Origin of the sequence: Lentilactobacillus kisonensis DSM 19906 = JCM 15041 (assembly GCF_001434135.1) — a bacterium.
Classification (GTDB): Bacteria; Bacillota; Bacilli; order Lactobacillales; family Lactobacillaceae; genus Lentilactobacillus; species Lentilactobacillus kisonensis.
In genome coordinates, this window is sequence record NZ_AZEB01000001.1 from 218,610 (window position 1) to 240,591 (window position 21,982).

Genomic DNA, 21,982 nt, shown 5'->3' on the forward strand with positions numbered 1-21,982 from the left:
ATTAATCACCTCGCATTTCTTCTCTTAACTGAACCGCCCGCGCTGGATAATCAGTAATGATTGCTGCCATATTTCGCTTAAAACAGTATTGCATATCCTCAGTAGAATTAACCGTCCATGGTCGTAAATGCTTCACAGACGCAAAAAACGGGTGTCGCTTTACCCACCGGATATCTGGATGAAAGTCCTCAATTAATTTACTTTTCTTGAGCGTTTTGGCTTGCTTGGCAGCTGTTTTAAATAATTTGGCTCGGTATGCTTGCGGATCGATGTTATTTAAAATTTCCAATGAATGCGCATTGAAGCTTGAATAGATTAACTGAAAAGGATACTGAATTGAAGCAAAGTATTCATAGACAGCTTGCTCAATACCAGGATACTGAACTTTATTGGTTTTTAATTCCAGATTAAAGATCCCATGAAAATTATTTTGAATTAACAAATTAACAACTTCTTGAAGAGTTGGGATTGTTGTCCCCTTAAATTCCTCAGAAAACCGAATTCCAGCGTCTAGATGTTTTAGCTCAGCTAAGTTCTTTTCATAGATCAAGCCACTACCATTGGTCGTTCTGTCAACTGTTTCATCATGCATGATGATGAACTGACGATCTTTTGAAAAATGCACATCAGTTTCAATTCCATCACAACCGTCGTCAATCGCCGCTTGAAAAGAAATCAGGGTATTTTCAGGCCGCGTTCCCTTACTGCCACGGTGAGCAATTATTTTGGTATCAATTTTCATGTTTTTCTCCTGTAATATTAGAATAATTAGACATTAAACTAGATATCTGTTCTTAAATAACGCATAATGAAGGTATTAAGTGACATTGGAGGGTTGGATATGAAGCATTTTACAAGTGGTTTAGTTGTTGGCGTAATTGGAACAGTCGCCGCAGGACTTGGCGCCTTAATGACCTTTAAAAAGGCGGTTGTTGACCCAATTGAGGACGAAGAAGAAAAGTTCGAATCAAACCGCAAAAAGGCACTTCGCAAAAGTCGAGCTGCTCATCACGGATAACTTAAACCCACAACTTGAGAACTTTTATAATTATTGACGCACCATTTTGAATAAGACGAGGCTGAGGACAAAAGAAATTTTGTCAACAACCTCGTTTTTTATGGCGTCACAACACTATTAATACGTTAATTCATAAAACTCGGCTATTTAAGCTAATAGCGCAACCACTCCTAAATCGAATGCCTGCGCTATTTATTAAGCCTGAAGCTACTTAAGCTTCATTAGTATTCAATTTAAATGATCTAATTGTTACTCTTTTTCTCTTTGCCATTCCAATTTTGGTAACCAGACTTCAGAATAAAGATTTCTTGGTAACCCTTTTTATTCAGAAACAGAGCAGCTCGTTTACTGATAGTTTTGCCTTGATCATATAAATAAACTGGTAAGTCAGAGCGAATCTGACCGTAAAAGTTGCGAATGGTAGAAAATGGCACGTTTCTGGCGCCTAAAATATGGCCATCCTTAAAACTCTTCTGTTCACGCAAGTCAATAACCTGCGCCTTTCTCATTCCCTGTTGAAACTCATCATTAGACAAATACGTGGCGGCTTTTTTCACCCGCATGTTTTGAATGAGTGTGTAGCAAAGCCAAGCTGCAATGATGATTAATAAAATGATCGACATGATGATATTTGGATTAACTGCGGCAATTATCACTTGTAATAACATCCCTTTACTTTGTATTAAATGGTTGCGTATTCCGGAATTGCAGTGCCAATGAAGCAGCACCGATTACACCAGCATCGTTACCTAATTGCGCTAACTTCAGCTTAGTTGAATCACGAACTGATGGAAAGGCATTTTCTTGGAAATAACGAGTTGTTGGCTGCAAAAGTGTGTTACCAGCATTAGAAACGCCACCACCAATAATGATATTTTCAGGATTTAACGTATTACCGATATGTGATAGGGCCAAACCAAGGTATGAACATACGCGGTCAACAATTTGGTTAGCAAGAATATCACCGTTGTCAGCAAGATAAAAGACCATCTTAGACGTTAGTCCCTCATCGCTATCGATTAACTCGATAATTCGTGACTTGCCAGTAAATTGTTTGGCAAGGTCTTTAGCAATCCGAACCACACCAGTTGCTGAGGCATATTGTTCAAGGCATCCCCGTTTACCACACGTGCAAAGATAGCCACCAGGCTGAACGGTAATATGGCCAATTTCTCCAGCCCCACCGTTAATTCCGTGAACTAAATGGCCATTGGTGACGACACCACCACCAACGCCAGTTCCAAGGGTAACAAATACGACATCATCAGCTTTGTCGCCAGCACCCTTCCAGAATTCACCTAATGCAGCGCTATTGGCATCGTTATCAATCATAATTGGTAGTTGAAGATTTGCAGAAATGGTGGCGCCAACCGGTTGCACAATTTTCCAGCCTAAGTTAAAGGCGCCCACAACAGTTCCTTTTTCACGGTTGACAGCACCGGGTGTTCCCATCCCAATTCCAAGAAAGTCTGCAGCATTATAGTCTTCTTTTCGCATCTGATCACTAATGGACTTAATGATGTTAGGAACAATGTTACTACCTGCATTACTAATATCAGTTGGAATTCGCCACTTAGCGAGGATATTTCCTCCTTGGTCAATAAATGCAAATTTGGTCGTGGTCCCACCTAGATCAATTCCGATTAATTTCTTTGCCAATGTTACTACCCCTACTTTCATTTTTTTCTTCGACACGATGTTCACGATTTAGAATCAACTTAGCTTGAATAAATTCCTTATGGGTTATTACCTGTGCATCGTGAAGATGATCTAACTCCAGCGCCATCACTTCAATATCCCAAAGTCGCTTGCCAACGTAGACATAAATATCAAACTTTTTTAACAACTGTTGAACATCATATAGCGTTTTCATTATCTCACATCCTAAATAAAAATTCTCTTGAAATTGAAAAATATTAAAGATTACCTTGCATCCCTAAAACAAATAAACCAACAGCAACAACTACCAGCATTATCCCGGCAATTATTCGCTTAATTGGGCTAACCTTCCCAAAACTCACGCCAACAACGTAGGCAATGAGAAAGCCACCAATTAACCCGCCAATATGGCCAGCAATATCAATTCCCTGCACAAAGATATCGGTCCCAATATTTAGGACGATAAATAGCAAAAATGTTTTAGCCATCGATGTAATGACTGGATTTTTGGAAAAACTTTCACCAAGCATCATAAATGCACCAAAAAGGCCGAAAATTGCTGTACTAGCACCCGCAGATAACCCATAACTAAACACAAAACTGGCCAGGTTACCAACAATGCCAGACACAAGAAAAATCGTTAAAAATCGCCAGTGGCCAAAAAGCTGTTCTACGTATTCACCGATAAAATACAACGTAATCCCGTTCATGAGGATATGAGTAAACCCAATATGAATAAACATGGGCGTTATTAGTCGCCAATATTCTCCCGCTCGAATAGCCGGATTATACTTAGCCCCAAATCGAACGAGGGTTCCTGGATCAGTCGTCCCACCCATAACGGTCATTGTTAAAAACACGATCACCATAATCGCTAGTAATCCATACATGATGAATGGCTTATCTCTTAACCTACTCATTCTATCTCCTTAGCTTTAAAAGACTCAATAAATAATTTTATCCATTAATATATCATGGGATTCAACTGGCCAGGTTGGCACCTCAAATAGTTGGGGCGGCAAAACTAACGCCAAACTTTCCCCAGCAAAATCAGCCAGATAACGATCATAAAAGCCACCACCATAGCCAACCCGATAATGATTCTTTGAAAATGCCAGTCCCGGAACAATCAGCATCTCTAAGTCAGCTTTATCGACGATCTCGCCGCTCGTAGGTTCGGTTGTTCCAAAAGCGGTTTTGACTAACTCAGTGTCCGGTTCAAGTAACACAAAGGCCATTTGCCGATGAGGTAACGTCCGTGGAATTGCAATCCGCTTCCCATTATGGTGAGCTTGGTCAATGATGGGCGCCGTATCAAGTTCACCAGGCATACTAAGCGTTATGCCAATTGTTTGGCTATTTAAATAGTCGGGATCAGAATACAACCGTGAATATAAACTGTTAGCAATTTCCTCAGCATCTTCACGCTGTAAAAAGTCATGCAAACGTTGCTCTTGAACCGCTCGTAATTGCTGCTTAGTGACTTTATCTGCACTCATTTACTCACCAACATTTCATTAATCTTCTCATAAAAACTTCAATACCAATTGGGAGCGGTATCTCCATTCTCAATTTAAATAAAAAAGGTTTGGGTTAAATTACCCAAGCCTTATTTGGTTTCTCGATGTAATGTCACTTTACGTTGACGTGGGCAATACTTTTTAAGCTCCAAACGGTCGGGGTTGTTACGACGGTTCTTGCTTGATAAGTAAGTACGTTCGTGGCATTCTGTACATTCCATTGTAATGTGTACTCGCATGGAATAGACCTCCAAACTTATTTTTAATACAGCTACTCTATTAGCCTTAACTTAAAGTATTTTATCATCAATCACGATAAATTACTAGGACTAAATAAATAATTGTTAAGGGTTTTTACTTAACAGTCGTTGTTGACTGGACATCCTTCCAATAAGCAGCGTAGATCCGCTTTGCCAACTGCATGTTATTACTTTCGGCATTAACACCTAAGTTCGGCATTGCCAAAGCAACAACAACTTGCGGGTTAGTGGATGGTGCATAAGAAGCTAAACTCAAGGTGACGGTCTCATTACCATTATAGAATGTTTGAGCGGTACCGGTTTTAGCAGAAATTTCTGGTTTAATACTGTCTAATTCACCACCGGTCTTATACGTATTAGTTCCGTGAACAACGTCGTACAAACCTCTTTTAACGACAGCCCGTTGAGCTGCAGTCATATCAATGTGATTCAAAACATTTGGCATGACAGTATCTTTAACTTGGCCTAATTGACCGGTTTTCGTCGTTCCTCTGATTGACTGAACAACGTGAGGGGCAATTCGGTAGCCACCATTTGCAACTGTTGACATGTATTGAGCAACCTGCATCGTTGTATAGGCATCATAGTTACCAAATGCAAGATCCAGGGCACTTCCAATGTGTGATCGCCCACTCTTCCCTTTCAATCCGGTAGATTCGCCAGGAATATCAATTCCCGTATCAACACCTAGGCCAAACTGGTTAAAGTAGCCACGCATCGTATTGAAGACGTTAGGGCTCATTGTGAGCGCGCCACCTTCAACGTAATTGAAATGGCCTTCCTTCATCGCCAATTGCATCATGTAGGAGTTTGATGACACTTCAAGTGCACCACTTGCGTCAACGGCGATATTGGCGTTACCACTATGGTTAAACCACGAAGACTTTTTAACCCCACCGGTCGTAATTGGTTGATCAGTTAATGTACTATTTGTTGGGGTAATAACGCCATCCATCAGAGCGCCAGAAACCATAGCACCTTTGACAACGGATCCCATAACGATCGAACTATTAATTGTTCCCAAAACGTTATCGGTAATCTTAGAAGTCTTAGGGTCTCGATTAACGCCCCCCATACCAACAATCGCCCCATTATTAGGATTCATGACAACTGCATAGGTACCGGTTGAGTTACCACCAGCTCCAGATTCAGCAGAACGAACAAGGGATTGAAGGTCTTTTTGGAATTTGGCATTAATCGTTAATTGTAGGTTATCTCCCTTTTGACCACCATACTTTTTGATTTCCTTTTTAATTTCATTATCACTATTCAATACAATTTGGGTTTGGGACTTAGTTCCCCGAAGAACCGGCTCATACTGCCGTTCCAAGTAACTTTGACCAACACTATCGTTACGGGAGTATCCTTCAGCTAAAAGTTCATTAACTCGATCACTTGGCAACCCGGTTTTTTCATTAGAGACGGTTCCAGTGATTCCCTGAATTGCCCGGCCACTTGGATAGTTTCGGCTCCAGCTAGTACCCACGTTAACTCCGGGCATATCAGCCAAATGTTCCCCAACCTCAGCCACTTCAGCTTGGGTAACGCCACTATCCTTAATATTAACGGTAGAAAGTTGATAGGCCCCACTCATTTTCGCAAAAATGGTTGCGGCCACTTCCATCGAGTGACTGAAGGTGCTGGCTGGCATCTTCTCAACATAATCAACCGCCTTAGTGTATTGGGCGTCTTCACTTTCACCAGAAACTCCGGGCAACTTTTTTTCAATGGCTTCTAGCTTGTTAGAATCAGCTAAATAGTAATCTGCCAATTGACGCTTGGTTAGGCTTGCTGTGGAAATTGTAATATAGTTGCTCAACCGATTAGCAGTTCGATAAAGGTCAGTAGTCAAATCGTTAACACCTTTTGTGAAAATGATCGCCTGGTGAGCAGAATTTCCTACTAAGATATGGCCCGTAGAGTCATAGATCATCCCCCGCTGGACGTTGCCATTGACCACCGAAGTGTCCGAGCGGTTAACCTCTGCTTTAAACTTAGAACCATACATTACTTGTAAGTACGCGAGCTGAGTTAACAATGCAACAAACAGGATCCCAACAATGATAAAAATGATATTAATTCGAAAGGGAAGTGATGCTGCTTTCCCTTTTTGTGTTCTTTTGTTTCTCTTTTTAAATATTTTCACGATATTTACTCCTTGCCATGAGTTCAATTCTATCAAATTTTTCCCGCAAAAACTAGAACCGTTCCCCATTCTTTAATTAATTATGATATTCTAAACAATGATATTTATTTTTGAAAAAAGGACGTTGTTTTATGAAAGCCAAAAAGACAAAAAGAATCATTATTTATGCCATGTGCTTTTTAGTACCCCTGGCAATTGCAACTTGTTACTTTATTTACCGCAAATTTGCCCCATTTGGTAACTCATCAATTATGACAGTGGACATGGGTCAGCAATACATTGACTTTTTTGCTCACTATCGAGATACCCTTCTACATAACCCAAGTGGTTTTATTTATTCCTTTGCCAATGCACTTGGCGGCGGAATGATCGGGACTTGGAGTTACTACTTGATGAGTCCTTTGAACCTACTCATCCTATTATTCCCAATCTCCAAATTACCGAGCGTTATTGCTGTTATTACGCTTCTAAAGTATGGTTTAAGCGGCTTAAGCTTTGGTTATTTCTTGATTAAATCAAAGAAATACGTTAGCTGGTCAGTTGTTGGTTTCTCTACCGCATACGCATTGATGGGCTGGATGATTGCGAACCAATTCAATACACTATGGATTGATGCGGCAATTATTCTACCAATTATCTTCTTAGGTTTCCAAAAAGTCCTGCGCGATAAATCCAGTGTCCTTTATGTAGTTGCTTTAACAGCTATGTTTATTATTAATTACTATATGGGTTGGATGATTGCCCTATTTTTAACCGCTTATATGGTCATCTATGGGATTGCAAGGGCTTATCCGGTTGAAACCAAGCAATATGGTCACGTTATCTTCAAGTGGCTTAAAGCTTCTATTTTAAGTGCAATGTTATCCGCATGGTTACTCATCCCAACTTTCTTTTCATTACTAGCAGGGAAAACTCATTATACCAGAAATCAGTTTCAAATTCGCTTTGAGTACAATCCACTGGATATGATTGGTAAGTTTTTCAATGGGTCAGTCGACTTTAAACAGTTACCTAGTGGAACTGCCAATATCTTTGTTGGTAGTATTGTCGTTGTTTTATTTATATATTATTTCTTTATCTCAAGCATCAAAAAGAATATTCGGTTTGCTAACCTAGGTTTGACAGCCTTCATGCTACTTTCAATGGTCTTTCAACCGCTTGATTTACTCTGGCACGGCTGGCAGTTGCCAGTTTGGTATACGTTTAGGTTCTCATACCTTTTCTCTTTCTTGATGATTATGACCGCCTTTACCGCCTTTCTCCATATTCTAGACGAAGGACTTGATTCAAAACGCTTCTCAATTACCCTAGGAATTATCTTACTTGGTGTTGCATACGTGGGCATGTTCAAGAAACACTTTGAATATTTACGTACTGATAATTTTATCTGGGGCTGCGTTTTCTTGATAATCGGCATCGGTGTTATCATCGCCTGTGCAATTTATAAGAAGAGCCTATTGTTATCGGTAGCTGTTTTTGTCGTCATGGCCGGTGAAATGAGCCTTAACATGGTAACTTCACTTAATAACCTCGACTACTTGAAGAGCCACGACTTCACAACCTATACGAAAATGTTGCGGAAAGAAGTTGCCCAGGTCAAAAAACAGGATAAGAGTTTCTATCGAATTGGAACGACCTTTGCCAGGACAAAAAATGATGCGTTCACCGCTGATTTTAACGGCGGTTCAATTTTTTCATCAACGCTGGAGGCGAATACTTCCAAATTCTTCAAACACATTGGGCAGCCAAATGGTGACTCATTTGTTTTCTATTCAAACGGAACCATGTTTACCGACTCCCTTCTTGATATGAAATATTACATGAATCAGCAAATTCCTGAAAATAATCCAAACAAAAAGCACCAAAAAGAACCCGTCCCACCTTTAACCAGAAAACCAGATTTAAATAATTATGAGCTACTCTCACAGGACAAACTAATTGGTACTTACAAAAACCCATATGCGCTGCCACTTGGCTTCTTGGCACCAAAGAGTGGCATGAACAACAGTAAGGTTCCAGCTGATCCAATCAAATATCAAAACGAATTAGCACATCGATTGGACCCCAATATTAAGAGCCTCTATCAGCCCGCAAATTACTCACATATCAAATATAATAATATTTACAAAATTTCTCAGTTGAACAACGCGATCTTGAAAAAGAAGAATATGATGGAACTTTCATATATCACATTGACCGTTCCTGTGCAACGAGATACTTCTTATTACATGACGCTAGGAACTAATTTCAACAAAGGGCAAATTTCAATCTCTGTTGATGGTCAAAGTCAGACCCAGTTTACCCCTTCTGAGAGAACAATTATTGCCAACATTGGTAATGAACAAATTGATGGCAATATTAACATTCAAATTTTCGTCAATGCAAGTAGTACGATGCTAAGGGATGTCCGCTTATACAAGGTCCATAATAGTAAAATTGCCAAGTTCTCTAACGATATGAAAGCTAACCCCTATAAGATCAGTAAATGGAATGAACGATCAATGACTGGGACTGTTAACGTTAAATCTAACAACCAGGCATTAACCACGACAATCCCTTACTCTAAGGGTTGGCACGCCAACGTTGACGGCAAATCCGTTACGCCGAAAAAGTGGGAAAATATGTTCCTTTACGTTCCAATGACAAAGGGCCATCATCATGTCAAATTAAGTTTCTGGCCTGAAGGATTAACAGCTGGTCTCATTATCGGCATCATTGGTTGGCTACTCGTTGGATTTGAATTCTATCGTTCCAAGTTGAGAAAAAAACAGCTAACTTCCAAAACAAATGATGTAAACGATGCGTAATTTCTTACCGTAAATGCTCCATTTCAACGCAAACACCAAACAAGGCCGTCAACGATTTCTAGTCGCTGACGGCCTTGTTTGGTGTCTGATACTAATTATAATTCACCATTTTCATGATACGTATAAATCACATTTTCTGGATCCTTCTTAGGATCAAAATCAACCTTCAAGTCGTATCCCTTAAAGAACCAGCGATCATTTTCGTTGACAAAGTAATTGATACCGTCCTTATTGGTTTGAGCGTAAACTTCACTTGGGCTGTCATCCCGCATCAACGCCAACGAAAAGCCTTCATGAACTGGCGTTTTCCCGTACACTTTACCATAGAAGCTGACGCCATTCCCATTACTTAATCCCATTTCCCTTTGGAACCACTTGCTTGCAGAATCAGTAACTTCAATTTTCATTTTTAGTCACACTCCTAAGATTGATCGTTATTAATCACTGCATTAAGTATATCATCGTCAGGATATTTCACAAACTTTTTGAATAGTTGTTGATAGGCTAAAGGGCTTGAGTGAATTGATTTTCACTCAAGCCCTTTGTGATTGCTAACTTCTAACCTTGTGAAGTTAACACAATTAAGCTATTCAACTTTTAAAATCTTAACTTTCATATTACCTGCTGGGATCTGAATGATGACCTCTTCATTAAGTTTATGACCTAACAACCCTTTAGCTATTGGTGAATCGTTAGAAATTTTGCCAGACATTGGATCCGCTTCAGCAGCTCCTACGATTTGATAAGTTTCCGGCTCTTCATCTGGTAATTCTTTAAAAGTGACATGTTTGCCGACAGTTACTTCATCCTTGTCACTCGCGTTAGAATCAATAATTTGCGCATACTGTAGCATATGGTCGATTGTGTTAATTCGACTTTCCAGCATACTTTGCTCATCCTTAGCTGATTCGTATTCAGAGTTTTCAGATAAGTCACCGTAACTCCGAGCAATTTTAATTCTTTCAACCACTTTTGGTCGTTGATTTACTTTAAGGTCTTCCAATTCTGCCTTAAGCTTATCACGCCCTTCAGCAGTCATTGGATAAGATTCTTCTTTAGCCATTTAGTAATTCCCCTTTTTGCTTATTATTAAATTGTTGAATCAAAATTATTGTCAATCTGTTTGTTTCCCCGCTTCATTAAAATAGAACGCATCTTAGTTGTCAAGAGATCAATGGCAACCTGATTTTCGCCACCCTCTGGCACAATGATGTCTGCGTAGCGTTTAGTTGGTTCCACAAACTGATGATACATTGGTTTAACAGTTGTCAAATATTGGTTAATAACACTATCAAGCGATCGGCCACGTTCTTTAGTATCCCGTTCAATTCGTCGGATAAGCCGAATGTCATCATCCGTATCAACAAATACTTTAATATCCATTAAATCACGTAATCGTTTATCGTCAAGTATTAAAATCCCCTCTAGGATGATAACTTCCCTGGGATCTTGATGAATCGTTTCGGTACTCCTAGTAAACATATTGTAATCATATACCGGCTTTTCAATTGCTTGATAATGAAGTAATTGGGTTAATTGTTTAACCAACAAATCATAATCAAACGTATTTGGATGATCATAATTGACTTGTTTTCTTTCAGCCATCGTCATTTGAGCCTGATCATTATAATATGAATCCTGCTGTAAAATCATGATGGAATAATTTGATAATTCATCAAATATTTTACGACTTACAGTCGTTTTACCACTACCTGAACCACCGGTTACCCCAATAACAACGGGCCGTCTTTTCTGAGTTACCATTAAGTTATCCCTTTCAGTCAATTAATCATCTTTTTTATTCGCAGAGTGTTTCTCAATTTGTGCTTGGTGCTGGGCATAGGTCTTTGAATAATAGACTTTTTGTGTTTTAGTGTTCGCAAAGAAGTAAAGATAATCTTTAGATCGATCAAGTGGGTGTAAAACAGCCTCAATGGAACTAATGCTTGGACTATCAAATGGCCCAGGCCCGAAACCAGCATTCACATAAAGGTTATATGGCGAATCAACCTGTAAATCTTTGGCGGTCAACGTCTTATTATCTTTGTGAATTGCGTACAGCACGGAAATGTCAGATTGAAGCGGCATATTAATCCTAATTCGATTAAGGAAAACGCCCGCCATCTTCCGCCGATCAGTTTGATTAACCCCTTCTCGCTCAATCAAGGAAGCTAACGTCATAAATTCTTGCATCGTTATATTTGTTTTTTTGATTCTAGAATAGTAAGGCATCATCACTTGATTAGTCTTAGCAACCATCTGCTCAACTAATGTCTTTAAAGACATGTTCTTTTTAACTTCATAGGTTGCTGGGTACAAGTATCCCTCCAACCGATAACGGACACCGTCAGATTTCATTGCTGAACTTAATAGTTTGGGATATTGGTTAGCGAGCTGGTTGATAAATGCTTTATTTTTCATTAAGGAAAGAAAATCGGCTTTCCCAAAATCAGTAGTTGCACTCACCTGCTTTGCAATTTGGTCAATATTTAAACCTTCACGGACTAACAACTTTCCCTTGGTGCTCTGAATTGGCTGATCCGTACCTCCCTGTTGAAGTCGAACCGCAATTTTCTTCAAGCTCATTGCTGGTGTTAATTGATAGTATCCCGCTCTAAAGTTAGCCATATTATTTGATTTGACATAATAATCAAACACCATGCCACTTTTTACGATCTTTTGGTTTTGCAAAATTGACCCAATTTGTTTGTTAGAAGCTCCAAGTGGAATATGCACCTGCTTGACCGCCGTATCCTGTGGATTTAATGGCTTTAACGCTTTTTGAAAGAAATGGTATCCCATAAACCCAATTGTAACTGCTAAAATAACAATTAACGTAATGACGGAAATAATAATCCGGCGCCCAAGACTCCGATTAGGTTTGGGGGTCCGTTCAGTTGACTTGTTACTCATCGGAAGTTCCTCCTTTTACACTCACATTTATTATAGGTTTGAAACTACCTAATTTCCGCATTTAAGTCAGCTGTTAACCGTTTTTTAATCTTTTCAAAGGCAGTATTAACCACTTCATCCTTCAAAGTTTCACGGGGATTGACGTAGGTTAATGAATATGCCATCGATTTTTTACCATCCGGAACATTTTTACCTTCATAAACATCGAAAAGCCGGATTTCATGAAGGTAGGCGCCGCCCCGCTTTTGCATTAACTGAACAATCTGGTCGTTCGTGATTTCACTATCGACAATAATAGAAATATCCCGTTTAATTGACGGATACTTAGCAACTGCTTGATATTGATCATCATTTTTAGGTAAATCAATTAAGGCCTGCATATCAAGTTCAAATGCGTATGTTTCTTTGATCTTAAACTTCTTGGCAATTTGTGGGTGAATTTGCCCAACAAAGCCGACATCATGGCCATGAATTGAAATTTCAGCAGTTCGGCCAGGATGCATCTCTGGATATTGATCAGTAGCCGTATACGAAATATCGCCTTTAATTCCCAGATTAACAATGAACTGGTTGACCATTCCTTTTATTAAGAAAAAGTCGGCCGCTTTGACATGATTATTCCACGATGGGTTCGTCAAATTACCGGTTATCACGCCAGCAATGTGTTCAACTTCCTTTGGTCTAACCTGATCGGCGGAATCTTTGTAAAAGACCCGGCCAGATTCATACAGTGCAACGTCATCAACTTTACGAGCATGATTATAGGCCACATCATCTAATAGCCCGGACAGTAAATTCATCCGTAAAGTTGTGTGGTCCTGAGTCATCGGCCACAACAATTGGGTCGGCTCACTCGACTGCATCAAAAACATCTTCGCTTTTTCCTCAGTTGTTAATGAATATGAAATTGCCTGGGTTAAGCCAATGCCTTCGAGAATTTGTCTCACAGCTCTTTGAAGTCGTTGCGCAGCTGTTAGAACACCAATCGTTTGTCTGCCCGTCGGTAACGTTGCGGGGAGGTTATCGTACCCATAGATTCGGGCAACTTCTTCAAATAAATCTGCATCAATATGAATATCCCAACGGCGTGCAGGGATTGTGACTTGTAATTGATCACCATCAGTAATACTTGAAAATCCTAGTCGATCGAAAATCGCTTTAATTTCATCAAGTTTCAATGAAGTCCCAAGAACATGATTCGTTCTCTCAGCCGTAATCGAAATGACTGGTAATTCTGGATGATAGTCACTTGCCGTAATGGTTCCCTTAGCAATCTTGCCGCCAGCAAGTTGTTTAATGAGGCTCACAGCTTCATTGAGGGCATCCGCCACACCATCTGGATTAATTCCCCGTTCAAATCGTTGTGACGCTTCTGTGTGCAATACATGCCGTTGAGCGGTCTTTCGAATATGGAATGAATCAAAAATCGCAGATTCAATGACGACGTTTTGGGTATCGTTATCAATTTGGGTGTTAAAGCCCCCCATGACTCCTGCAAGCGCAATAGGCTGATCCTGGTCTGCAATTACGATGTCTTCAGTAGACAATTCATGATTGTCTTCGTCTAAAGTCGTCAGTTTCTCACCCTTAGCTGCATTTCTAACGGTAATGTTACCGTTAATTTTATCTTTATCAAATGAATGCAACGGCTGCCCGTACTTCAACAAAATATAATTGGTAACATCAACGACATTGTTAATTGGTCGAATACCAGCATTCCAGAGAATAATTTGTAGCCAAGCAGGACTTGGTGCGATTTTGACGTCCTCGACAACCCTTAGTTTATAAGTTTTTGCCAGCTTACTGTCAGCAGTCGCAGAAATTTCCGCTTGTGCATCTAAAGTAGCATCCTCATCAACCACTGGCTTCTTGATTTCTGGCTGTTGATCATAAATTGCTGCCAGTTCGTGAACGGTGCCAATGATACTAAGCATGTCACCGCGATTAGGCGTAACATCCAAGTCAATAATTGGATCATCCATGCCAAGGTAGTGGTAAATTGGTTCGCCAACTGGAACGTCATCATCAAACACGTAAATGCCATCAGCCCATTCCTTTGGTACAACATCCTTTGAAAAGCCAATTTCATCAAGAGCACAAATCATCCCAGATGACTCAACGCCACGCATTTTGGAGCGTTTGATTTTGACGTTACCACCAATTCGTGAATTTGGTAAAGCAACAATCACCTTTTGTCCGGCGGCAACATTAGGGGCCCCACAAACGATCTGGAGCGGCTCATCTTCACCAACATCGACTGAACAAATATGCAAGTGATCAGACTCGGGATGGTCCTTCATTGATAAAATATGACCAACTACTAATTTTTTTAATCCGTCTTCGGCAACTTTAACGGAATCAACTTCAACAGCAGTCCGTTCGATCTTTTCAGCTAAATCCTTCGCAGGCATATCAAGATCTAAATATTGCTTAAGCCATTTGTAAGATACTTTCATTATTCTAATTACCTCTCTTGCTGAATTGATTTAAGAAGCGGACGTCATTGAGATAAAAGTCCCGAATGTCATCAACGCCGTATCTAAGCATCGCAAACCGATCCGGACCAACGCCAAATGCGAAGCCCCCATAAACATCGGAATCAACACCGGCCATCTTCAACACGTTGGGATGTACCATTCCAGCACCCAGGACTTCAATCCAGCCAGTATGCTTGCAGACGTCGCAGCCCTTTCCCATACAGTTAAAACAGGTCACATCAACTTCAACAGACGGTTCCGTGAACGGGAAATAGCTTGGGCGCAGGCGAATATCAAACTTATCACCAAAAATATTTTGGGCCATTGTGATCAAAGTTCCCTTAAGATCAGCCATCGTAATATGTTCGTCAATGACTAATCCTTCAACTTGGTGGAATTGGTGAGAATGGGTTGGATCATCGGTATCACGGCGATAAACAATCCCTGGTGAAATCATCTTAAGCGGTCCCTCAGAAAAATCGTGCTTTTCAAGTGCCCGCGCTTGCATCGGTGACGTTTGTGTTCTCATTAGAATCTCTCTACTGAGATAAAAAGTGTCTTGCATATCCCGAGCTGGATGGTTCTTAGGTAAGTTCATCATTTCAAAATTATACTTATCTTCTTCAACTTCTGGACCGGTTAGAACTTCATATCCCATCCCTAAGAAGAGATCAACAATTTGGTCAATAATTTGTTGAATCACGTGTGGCTGTCCCTGAGCAACTGGTTTGCCTGGCAAAGTAACGTCAATCTTTTCAGTAGCAAGTTGTTGATTCAACTGAGCGGTTTCTAATTCTTCTCGATGATTTGAAACGGCTTCCGTAATTGCATCCCGAATTTTGTTTGCATAACTCCCAACTTCTGGACGCTCCTCTGGGGTTAATTCCTTAATTCCCCGAAGTGCGGCGGTAATGGGGCCCTTCTTTCCGAGAAGATGAACCCTAATTTCGTTTAATTTTTTTAAATCGTTAGCCTGATCAATATCGGCTAATCCTTTTTCTTTAATCTCGGACAACTTATCCCGTAACGACATAATATCCCTCCAAAGTTAATTTTTAAGCACAAAAAAAGCCTCGCCCACAAAGGGACGAAGCAACGCGGTACCACCCTAATTTGCTATTCAAAAAAGAACAGCACACTTAATATATCTTTAACGGTGATAACCGGAAATTTTTCGTTGGTAGCAACTCCCAATTTCAGCTCGAAAAATGAATTCGCAAAGTGATTTTACTCCGTTCACACCAACCACGAAGTCTCTGGTTAAAATCACAACCTACTACTTTTTTCTCAAACACATTACTCAATGAATAATAAGCTAAAATAAAAAAATGGTCAAGCTACTTTTTCAAGCCAGCATACCATTTTTCAGACCATGAATGAATTGAGTGCATAATTGGTGCTAATTCTTCACCCTGGTCAGTTAGTGAATATTCAATTAATGATGATTCTGGATGCTCTTGGCGATCGAGAATACCATCTTGCTCCAATTCTCGTAACCGTTCAACAAGTACTCGGTCACTGCACTTAGGAATTTGACGTGCTAACTCACGAAAACGCATGGTTCCTTCCTGCAATAAAACGTCAATAATCAAACCATTCCATTTCTTCCCAAGAAACGAAAAGGTTTTTTCAAACTTGGGACAAAGGTAATAGTTAATCTCGTCTTCTACACCAACTGCTTGCCTCATATAACTCCCCCTACTTAATAATATTTAGTTCGTTAATTATTTACTGACTGAAATTCTGCGAACCCGATTCTTAAGGTTATCATACTTAACCTTCATTGGACTCATAAACTCGTGAACAGCTTCATAATCATCAACCAGCGAGACTATAACACTTTCTTCATACTTTGGTCTAGCCAACGTTAATCCCCACATGTGCTTTAAGATAATATCGCGTTCAATAGGCGATAATTTGGTTATTTTTTCGGCATTCCGTAAGGCAACTCGTGGGTGAATAAATGCATGGGAACCAAGATCGAACTTAGTTGTTCTCCAATCATAGAAGAATAAGTCATGAAGGAGTCCTGCCCGCGCAACTGCACGATAATCCAAGCCACGTCTTTTGGCAATCTTATAACTGTCAAAAGAAACGGCTAGGGAATGTTCCAACCTCGTTGAATGATGATGTTGTTTGTAATTTGCTAATTTTTTAACGGTATCATTAGCCAACAAGTCAGCAACTATAGCGCAATATTCGGAATCATTTTTCCATTCATCCTTTTGCATATAATACCCCTTTACCTTTTTATTAATTGTTATCATACATGGAATTACAAGAAATATCAATTAAAAAGAACGCTATTTACATAAATGAAAGATTAGAATTCCAGTTGCCACTGCCACATTCAGAGATTCTGCTTCACCTTTCATGGGAATATACAAATTTTGATCAGTCCATGATAGTATTTCTGGTGAAACACCGTTTCCTTCATTTCCCATCACTAAACCAAAGGAATCAGTTGGTACAACGGTAGAATAAGGAACCGCCTCATCGTTTAATTCAGTACCAAACGTTTTGACACCGTGTTTTTTCAGCGCCGCTAACCAATCCAAAAGATTGCCGCTAAACAGCTGCATATGAAATTGGCTACCTTGCATTGCGCGGACAACTTTGGGATTATAGATATCGGCAGTTCCTTGACCAAAGACAATCCCACTAATTCCAGCAGCATCTGCTGTTCGAACCATTGTCCCGATATTGCCGGGATCTTGAATGTTATCTAATAATAACCATGACCCCTTTAAGTTATCAGGAAGCTTTTCATGATAATCTTCGGTTTTGAGAACCGCAAAGACTCCCTGTGGCGTTTCAGTTGATGAAATGTGATTGGCAATTTCTGGGGTAATTAAATAAACCGGCGTGTTAGCAGAATCAAAGTCTAATTCGTCTAAAAAGTCTTCATTAGTAACCATAACGGTCAGGAGTTGTTTATGATGGTTAATGGCTTCGCCAACAATATGCCATCCTTCAATTACATATTCTCCGGCTTTTGTTCGACCCTTTTTTGACTGTAACTTTTTCCATTCCTTGACTTTGCTGTTCTGATTCGACGTAATTGTTTCCATAGTATCCTCCTAAAAAAGTGAGCGGAGCAAAACGCTTAGAAACTGGAACATAAGTCTCCTCTGATAGAGATCCCTGGTTTTGGGGGATTTCTGTCAGAGGCGCTTATGTGGAAGTTTCTGTTTTGCGCAGCTGTCCTATAATAAATAATTTGATGGTGGTGATTAAATTGAATTCCTTGATTAAATCGGTTAAAATGACTGTTTCAGGTCGTGTCCAAGGCGTTGGCTTCCGTTATGCAACCATTCAACTTGCACGATCCCTTAAAATATCTGGCTGGGTACGGAATAATCGAGATGGATCCGTTGAAATTGTTGCGAGTGGTTATGAAGAAAACCTTAACAAATTCATTTCCCAAGTAAAAAAGTCACCGACCCCTTACGGAAAAGTTAATCATATCACAGTCAATTATATAACTAATTTTGACTATGACGGCTTTGATGTCAAATATTAAATTGAAATGTTAGCCATAATCGAGTAACATTACTCTTGTTTATGTACTAAATTAAGAAAGGTCTTACAAATGAAAAAACTCAAACGTGTATCGACCCTCGGGCTTCTCGCGGGACTTGCAGTATTACTAAGTGGTTGTGTCCAAACAACTAAATCCGGGAAACCATACGGGATCGTTTATGATTACCTGGCACGCCCCGCTCAAGCAGTTATGGAGGCGATTGCTCAGGTTGTGGGTAGCTATGGCTGGGCAATCATCGCCCTCACCGTTATTGTTCGAATGTTCCTGTTACCCATCATGATTCGTCAACTTAAGGCTTCCACCATTCAACAAGAAAAGATGCAGCTAATCAGACCACAAATGGCCGAAATTCAAAAGCGGCAAAAAGCTGCCAAGACACAAGAAGAACAAGCAGCCGTAAGTCAAGCAATGATGGCCCTGTATAAAAAGAATGGCATTTCAATGACTGGTGGGATTGGGTGTTTACCCCTTTTAATCCAGATGCCAATCTTTTCAGCCCTTTACTTTGCCATTCGCTATTCACCAGAACTTTCTCATACAGTATTCATGGGAATCCGACTTGGTCAATCCAGCATGTTACTGGCAATTTTATCATTCCTATCATATTTACTTCAAAGTTACATTGCAATGCTTGGGACGCCTAAAGCCCAAAAGAAGCAGATGGGAATGATGATGCTTCTTAGCCCAGTTATGATCCTATTCTTTACGATGAGTGCACCTGCAGGGCTCGGCATTTACTTCTTCATCGGTGGATTATTTGCCTGCCTGCAAACATTAATTATCAATTTGTACCGGCCACGGATTCGCAAGAACATTGCTAAGGAAATGGCGGGCCGTGAAACCGTAACAGTTGAAGATTTAATGCCTAATGCGGCCACAACGCCACAACAAGGCAATTCAAGCCTTCAAACCGTTCATAATCATAATAGACAACGAAATTCTGGCAAACAAAGAAACGCAGGTAACCAACAAAGATCCAGTAAAGCTTCTTCATTGGCACAATCAGCTGCACCAGTCAATGAAGAAACAAAGCAGCAAACTAATCATAATCGCAATGCGGGCAAACAGCGTAATGCCGGTAAACAAAGGCATCATCGAAATTAAATAACAATTTATGTTTAGAAAATTCTATTCAGCATTGATGAAAAACTAAAAAGAGAGGCTGCTATTCCAAATCAGGAGTAGCGGCCTCTTTGTATAAACAGTTAAGATTACATTATCAAGATGAGTTCAGTTATTATAAAAGCGATCAGTCAATTTAGATCTATACAGCATCCCTTAATTACTTATCCCCACCCTGATCAGGAGCAATTATCTCATCGTCCTTTTCATCAGGCATATCGGTCAAGATTGGTAAGTTAATTTGAAAGATAGAACCATATCCCAGTGAGCTTTCAATTGAAATATCACCATGGTAAGCTTCAATTAATCGATGGGCAATTGAAAGCCCCAAGCCATTACCACCCTTATCACGACTACGAGCCTTATCCACCCGATAAAAGCGATTAAAGACTTTTTTCATATCTTCTTGGGAAATTCCTTCACCGAAGTCTTGGATGGCAATGTTGACGGTTGCCATAGATGTCGAAAGTGATAAATGGACTTCCTTTCGCTTAGTGGAGTATTTAATTGCATTGTCTAATAGAATCACTAGAACCTGTTCAAGGTGATTTCGGTAAATTTTAACGTAGATGTTCTCGCTCGTATCATCATCAAAAGTAAACGTAAAATCTGGATGGATCATCTTAAAATCATTATAAACCTGGGCAAAGACTTCATTAACGTTGGTAATTTCTTCACCATAGTTAATTTCAATCTGCTCGGCTCGCGATAGATCCAGCATTTCCGAAACCAGACTCTTCATTCGCTTAGTCTCTTGCAACGACGCGTTTAGCGATTCTGAAAGGACTTCAGGATCATCTTTCCCCCACCGTAATAACATTTCGATGTGACCCTGAATAACCGCTACTGGTGTCCTTAATTCATGGGAAACGTCTTCAACAAACTGTTGTTGCTGATCAATATAGCGTTTCGTTTGATCCAACATCCCATTTAGTAATCCAGCCAGGTCTGAAAGCTCGTCATTGGATCTAAGTGCTGGCACCCGAGCATCAGAATCTGGGTCACTCTTAACGTCATTGATGGTCTGTTGAATTTCATTAATTGGTCGCAACAATTCAGCCGCCAAAATATAAGCAAACATCATTGCAACAATCACAGAAATGATTACTAAGATTGCCAAAATGGCTAATAACTTGCCAACCGTTCTGCGGTAATCTCCCAACTTATCAGTTACCTGTGCGTAACCAATAAGTGACCCGTTTTTCTTAGAAATCAGGGGTTCGATTCCCACCAACACCTTTTTTCCGTTGTGCTTAGTTGGCATAATCTTGCGTTTTTCACTCGCTTGAAATTTAACGGGATCCGCTCGTGATTCAAACAACTGTTGTTTATTCACGCCATAAACGTTGACAACAATGTTATCACGGGAAAAATTAACAATTAAAGAATCCGAATAGATGTTATCCGACGTGGAACTTGACTGACTTCCCGTCGTATCTTGGTCACCATTTGAAATACTTGGCTGCAAATAGCGATCGACGTCCGATTTATTCAGCGGTGATGAATAACCTGATAACCTTGATGAAACAGTCGTCAAAGTGTTATCAATATGCATTCGCTCTTGCTGCAAAAGGACATTCGTAAATCGATTGAACAATAAAAACGAAAAAACTAAGACAATCGTCAAGACACCAAGCGAAGTGAAAAATGCCCACTTCCACTTTAACGATGTTTTTCGCTGCTTATTTTTGTGTTGATTAAAGATCATGAACGCATCACGTACCCAGTACCTCTAACCGTTTGGATATAACTGTTTTCGCCAGGGCGGTCAATCTTGTTTCTGAGATATCTAATGTATACGTCAACCACGTTTGTTTCAACTTCTGAGTCATAACCCCAGACTTTTGTGAGTAATACATCTCGGGCAAGTACAACGTCAACGTTCTCCATAAGTGTCAGTAACAATTCATATTCACGTTTGGTCAGGTTAATAACCTCATCACCACGACGGACAATTCGACTTTCCTTTTCGATTGTCAAATCTTTAAAGGTAACTGACTTTTTACTACTCTTTTGTTGATCATTTTCAATTTGAATTCGGCGTAACAGTGCTCGAATTCGAGCTAGTAACTCTTCAATTGCAAATGGTTTAACAATATAATCATCAGCTCCGTGGTCAAAGCCGGAAACCCGATCAATCACTGAGTCCCTGGCCGTCATCATGATAATTGGGGTGTTTTTCTTTTCACGAAGGCGACGTGCAACTTCCATTCCATTTAGTTCCGGCAACATGAGATCCAATAAGATGACGTCAAAATTGTCATCTAATGCTGCTTGCAGCCCTGTGCGGCCATTTAATTCAACTTGAGTTTCATAACCTTCGTGTTTTAGTTCGAGTTCGACGAACCGTGCCAAATTCTTTTCGTCTTCAATAATCAAAATTCGACTCATAAATGATCAGCTCTCCTAAGTGTCTTAATTTATTTATTATATCTCTTGAAATATTTTAACATAACTCTCATTTTACCATAATTGTAAAACGGATAGTGACTAAGTTTGGCGTTTTACGTTTTTTT

Annotated in this window: 23 protein-coding genes and 1 other annotated feature; of the genes, 4 read left to right on the forward strand and 19 right to left on the reverse strand. The window is 39.9% G+C overall.

Annotation, left to right across the window (positions count from 1 at the left end):
* Position 1: 1 nt before the first annotated feature.
* Positions 2–742: a glycerophosphodiester phosphodiesterase gene (locus tag FC98_RS01065; protein ID WP_056949044.1), complete on the reverse strand. Its 741-nt coding sequence runs from the start codon at positions 740–742 to the stop codon at positions 2–4.
* Positions 743–841: 99 nt separating this feature from the next.
* On the opposite strand from FC98_RS01065, the gene FC98_RS13985 reads away from it, so the two are divergent.
* The gene (locus tag FC98_RS13985) at positions 842–1,018 is read left to right on the forward strand and encodes a DUF3042 family protein (RefSeq protein WP_040471523.1); all 177 of its coding nucleotides are present in this window, start codon (positions 842–844) and stop codon (positions 1,016–1,018) included.
* A gap of 242 nt (positions 1,019–1,260) precedes the next feature.
* On the opposite strand, the gene FC98_RS01070 is transcribed toward FC98_RS13985, so the two are convergent.
* The 7 genes from FC98_RS01070 to FC98_RS01095 all read right to left on the reverse strand — a co-directional run bounded on the left by FC98_RS01070 (position 1,261) and on the right by FC98_RS01095 (position 6,603).
* Positions 1,261–1,686, reverse strand: coding sequence for a rhodanese-like domain-containing protein (locus FC98_RS01070; protein WP_008856868.1), 426 nt, complete (start codon positions 1,684–1,686; stop codon positions 1,261–1,263).
* A 4-nt stretch (positions 1,687–1,690) separates the two neighbouring features.
* Positions 1,691–2,698, reverse strand: coding sequence for an ROK family glucokinase (locus FC98_RS01075; RefSeq protein WP_040471524.1), 1,008 nt, complete (start codon positions 2,696–2,698; stop codon positions 1,691–1,693).
* On the reverse strand, positions 2,652–2,891 hold the full coding sequence (locus FC98_RS01080) for a YqgQ family protein (RefSeq protein WP_056949046.1): 240 nt from the start codon (positions 2,889–2,891) through the stop codon (positions 2,652–2,654). The genes FC98_RS01075 and FC98_RS01080 overlap by 47 nt, the downstream gene beginning before the upstream one ends.
* A 43-nt stretch (positions 2,892–2,934) precedes the next feature.
* Complete coding sequence (locus tag FC98_RS01085; RefSeq protein ID WP_054654265.1) at positions 2,935–3,597, reverse strand: rhomboid family intramembrane serine protease; 663 nt, start codon at positions 3,595–3,597, stop codon at positions 2,935–2,937.
* A 24-nt stretch (positions 3,598–3,621) separates the two neighbouring features.
* The gene (locus tag FC98_RS01090) at positions 3,622–4,176 is read right to left on the reverse strand and encodes a 5-formyltetrahydrofolate cyclo-ligase (RefSeq protein WP_008856872.1); all 555 of its coding nucleotides are present in this window, start codon (positions 4,174–4,176) and stop codon (positions 3,622–3,624) included.
* 110 nt (positions 4,177–4,286) lie between these two features.
* Positions 4,287–4,436, reverse strand: coding sequence for a 50S ribosomal protein L33 (rpmG, locus tag FC98_RS13990; RefSeq protein ID WP_081467807.1), 150 nt, complete (start codon positions 4,434–4,436; stop codon positions 4,287–4,289).
* A 115-nt stretch (positions 4,437–4,551) separates the two neighbouring features.
* Positions 4,552–6,603 (reverse strand): peptidoglycan D,D-transpeptidase FtsI family protein, encoded by a 2,052-nt coding sequence (locus tag FC98_RS01095; protein WP_056949049.1) that lies wholly within the window; start codon positions 6,601–6,603, stop codon positions 4,552–4,554.
* A gap of 131 nt (positions 6,604–6,734) precedes the next feature.
* Between FC98_RS01095 and FC98_RS01100 the strand changes: the two genes are divergently transcribed.
* Positions 6,735–9,410, forward strand: a complete 2,676-nt coding sequence (locus FC98_RS01100; RefSeq protein ID WP_056949051.1) for a YfhO family protein — start codon at positions 6,735–6,737, stop codon at positions 9,408–9,410.
* 95 nt (positions 9,411–9,505) lie between these two features.
* Here FC98_RS01100 and FC98_RS01105 read toward each other — a convergent pair whose 3' ends face one another.
* The 9 genes from FC98_RS01105 to FC98_RS01145 all read right to left on the reverse strand — a co-directional run bounded on the left by FC98_RS01105 (position 9,506) and on the right by FC98_RS01145 (position 17,871).
* Positions 9,506–9,817 carry a HesB/YadR/YfhF family protein gene (locus FC98_RS01105; protein ID WP_008856875.1) on the reverse strand — a complete coding sequence of 104 codons (312 nt, stop codon included), beginning with the start codon at positions 9,815–9,817 and terminating at the stop codon, positions 9,506–9,508.
* Between the two features lie 179 nt (positions 9,818–9,996).
* Complete coding sequence (gene greA / locus FC98_RS01110) at positions 9,997–10,473, reverse strand: transcription elongation factor GreA (protein WP_008856876.1); 477 nt, start codon at positions 10,471–10,473, stop codon at positions 9,997–9,999.
* Positions 10,474–10,499: 26 nt separating this feature from the next.
* Entirely contained in the window at positions 10,500–11,174 is a 675-nt protein-coding gene (udk, locus tag FC98_RS01115; RefSeq protein WP_008856877.1) for a uridine kinase, read from the reverse strand.
* 21 nt (positions 11,175–11,195) lie between these two features.
* Positions 11,196–12,323: an endolytic transglycosylase MltG gene (gene mltG, locus FC98_RS01120; protein ID WP_056949053.1), complete on the reverse strand. Its 1,128-nt coding sequence runs from the start codon at positions 12,321–12,323 to the stop codon at positions 11,196–11,198.
* A gap of 44 nt (positions 12,324–12,367) precedes the next feature.
* On the reverse strand, positions 12,368–14,779 hold the full coding sequence (gene pheT / locus FC98_RS01125) for a phenylalanine--tRNA ligase subunit beta (protein WP_008856879.1): 2,412 nt from the start codon (positions 14,777–14,779) through the stop codon (positions 12,368–12,370).
* A gap of 4 nt (positions 14,780–14,783) precedes the next feature.
* Entirely contained in the window at positions 14,784–15,833 is a 1,050-nt protein-coding gene (pheS, locus tag FC98_RS01130; RefSeq protein ID WP_056949054.1) for a phenylalanine--tRNA ligase subunit alpha, read from the reverse strand.
* A gap of 47 nt (positions 15,834–15,880) precedes the next feature.
* Positions 15,881–16,101, reverse strand: a binding site (T-box leader).
* A gap of 36 nt (positions 16,102–16,137) precedes the next feature.
* Positions 16,138–16,488 (reverse strand): winged helix-turn-helix transcriptional regulator, encoded by a 351-nt coding sequence (locus FC98_RS01135; RefSeq protein ID WP_008856881.1) that lies wholly within the window; start codon positions 16,486–16,488, stop codon positions 16,138–16,140.
* A 36-nt stretch (positions 16,489–16,524) separates the two neighbouring features.
* Entirely contained in the window at positions 16,525–17,031 is a 507-nt protein-coding gene (locus tag FC98_RS01140) for an HD domain-containing protein (RefSeq protein ID WP_056949056.1), read from the reverse strand.
* Positions 17,032–17,103: 72 nt separating this feature from the next.
* Positions 17,104–17,871, reverse strand: a complete 768-nt coding sequence (locus FC98_RS01145) for a TrmH family RNA methyltransferase (protein WP_008856883.1) — start codon at positions 17,869–17,871, stop codon at positions 17,104–17,106.
* A 179-nt stretch (positions 17,872–18,050) separates the two neighbouring features.
* Between FC98_RS01145 and FC98_RS01150 the strand changes: the two genes are divergently transcribed.
* Both FC98_RS01150 and yidC read left to right on the forward strand, forming a co-directional pair.
* Positions 18,051–18,323, forward strand: a complete 273-nt coding sequence (locus FC98_RS01150; protein WP_172633919.1) for an acylphosphatase — start codon at positions 18,051–18,053, stop codon at positions 18,321–18,323.
* A gap of 69 nt (positions 18,324–18,392) precedes the next feature.
* A complete protein-coding gene (yidC, locus tag FC98_RS01155; RefSeq protein WP_056949058.1) occupies positions 18,393–19,448 on the forward strand; it encodes a membrane protein insertase YidC in 1,056 nt (351 codons plus the stop codon).
* Between the two features lie 178 nt (positions 19,449–19,626).
* On the opposite strand, the gene FC98_RS01160 is transcribed toward yidC, so the two are convergent.
* Both FC98_RS01160 and FC98_RS01165 read right to left on the reverse strand, forming a co-directional pair.
* Positions 19,627–21,174 (reverse strand): HAMP domain-containing sensor histidine kinase, encoded by a 1,548-nt coding sequence (locus tag FC98_RS01160; RefSeq protein ID WP_008856886.1) that lies wholly within the window; start codon positions 21,172–21,174, stop codon positions 19,627–19,629.
* Complete coding sequence (locus FC98_RS01165) at positions 21,171–21,857, reverse strand: response regulator transcription factor (RefSeq protein ID WP_054654269.1); 687 nt, start codon at positions 21,855–21,857, stop codon at positions 21,171–21,173. Before FC98_RS01165 ends, FC98_RS01160 begins: the two co-directional genes overlap by 4 nt.
* Between the last annotated feature and the right edge of the window lie 125 nt (positions 21,858–21,982).